The sequence below is a fragment of the Agromyces sp. NPDC058484 genome, assembly GCF_042720415.1.
GTDB lineage: Bacteria > Actinomycetota > Actinomycetes > Actinomycetales > Microbacteriaceae > Agromyces.
This window is the reverse complement of record NZ_JBHXMP010000031.1, coordinates 1-1932: the sequence shown is the minus strand read 5'-3', so window position 1 is coordinate 1932 and position 1932 is coordinate 1. Positions and strand designations below refer to the sequence as shown.

Here is a 1932-nt window from a genome sequence, read left to right as displayed (position 1 = left end):
CCGTCGAGCAGCAGTCGGAGCACCCGCGCGACCTCGTCGCCGTTCTCGAACTCGCGCTCGATCTGCGGTCGGATGCGTTCGAAGGTGCGCTCGTTGCGCGTCACGAAGTAGTCGTGCGCCGGATGGCCCGGGTCGAGGGCCTCCGCCTCGAGCAGATCGAAACTGCGTGCTTCTGCCGGACGGGCGGCGTAGTACTCGCGCGACGTGTCGAGCATCTCGAGGAGCGGCATGTCGAACCCGTCGTCATCGAGAATCGCAGCGAGGTCGACCTCGTCGCGATGATCGAGCACCGCCTCGAGCAACGTCGGCATGTCGGAAAAATAGTGCATCAGCCCCGGGGCGGACATGCCGCACCGCCGGGCGATCTCGCGCAGGCTGAGCCCGCGGTAGCCGTCGCTCGCGATGGCCGACTGGGTGACCTCGATGATCTCGGCTCGTCGAGCCTCGGGAGTCAATCGGCGTGCCACACGTCCTCCTTTGCTCACTCGCACTTGCGCTCCGGTCACGATACACGTACGCTCACTCTATCTTACAGCTGTTAGATACAGCAGAAAGGGCTGTTCAATGTCGAACTCTTCCCCCGACACCGTGACGATCACGGCGTCGAACCCGGCGGTCAAGGTGCGGCTCTCGCCCGGCGTGAAGCGGCTGTTCGGATTCATCGTCCCGGTCAACCTCGGGATCTACATCGTGGTCGGCGCCGTGCCCGGCATCCTCCTCCCGCTCCAGATCCAGGGCATCGACGAGGCGAACAAGGCCGCGAACCTCGCGATCGTCACCGGGATCGGCGCCTTCGCGGCGATGATCGTGAGCCCGATCGCGGGCCTGATCTCGGATCGCACGCGGAGCCGGTTCGGCCGAAGGACCCCGTGGATCCTGGGCGGCGCCATCGCCACCGGCCTCACCCTGTTCGGCATGGGCTTCGCCAACGGCGTCGTGCAGCTGGTCATCGCCTGGACGATCATGCAGATCACGCTCAACCTGATGATCAGCCCCCTGACGGCGCTGCTGCCAGACCGGGTGCCGTCGGCGGTGCGCGGCGCCTTCTCGACGCTCGTCGGCATCGGCATGATGGTCGGCATCCTCGGCGGTCAGATCCTGGGCGCGAGCCTGGCGTCCGACATCCAGGCCGCATACCTGATCCTGCCCGGCCTGATGATCGTCATCATCGCGCTGTTCGTGGTGTTCTGCCCCGACACCGACTCACGTTCCCGGGTGAACGAGAAGTTCTCGTTCGTCGTCTTCCTCAAGACCTTCTGGGTGAGCCCCCGCCAGCACCCCGACTTCTTCTGGGGCTTCATGAGCCGGCTCACGCTGTACACCGGGTACTTCATCATCACCGGGTACCAGCTCTACCTCCTGCAGGACTACATCGGCCTCGGCGACGGCGCCGTCGCCCTCGTTCCCGTGCTCGGCCTGGTCCATCTCGTCGTCATCGTCGTGGCGCTGGCCTTCGCCGGGCCCCTCTCCGACAAGATCGGCCGCCGCAAGCCCATCGTCATCGGTGCGGCACTGCTGATGGGCATCTCGATGCTCGCCCCGATGATCATGCCCACCGTCACCGGGATGTTCGTGTTCACCGCGATCTGCAGCCTCGGCTTCGGTGCCTACATGTCGGTCGACGCCGCACTGATGAGCGAGGTCCTCCCCTCCGAGGGCACCTTCGCGAAGGACCTCGGCGTGCTCAACATCGCCGCCACACTGCCGCAGACGATCGGCCCGTTCCTCGGTGGCGCCATCGTGGTCGGCCTCGGCTACATCGGGCTGTTCCCGGTCGCCATCGCGCTCGCGATCATCGGCGCACTCTGCATCGCCCCCATCAAATCCGTCCGATAGGAAACTGGACACATGACCTTCCCGCTCGTCCCCGCACCCGCCCGCCTCATCGCCCATGACGGATCGCTCAAGATCGGCGACGGCTCGCACGTCGTC

2 protein-coding genes are annotated in these 1932 nt (G+C 65.9%); one reads left to right on the top strand and one right to left on the bottom strand.

Annotated elements, in window-relative coordinates; translation table 11 throughout:
* On the bottom strand, positions 1-467 hold a 467-nt coding region (locus ACFWN7_RS17110; RefSeq protein ID WP_376940066.1), incomplete at its 3' end, for a TetR/AcrR family transcriptional regulator.
* 97 nt (positions 468-564) lie between these two features.
* Here ACFWN7_RS17110 and ACFWN7_RS17105 point away from each other — a divergent pair.
* On the top strand, positions 565-1836 hold the full coding sequence (locus ACFWN7_RS17105) for an MFS transporter (protein ID WP_376940065.1): 1272 nt from the start codon (positions 565-567) through the stop codon (positions 1834-1836).
* Positions 1837-1932: the final 96 nt, after the last annotated feature.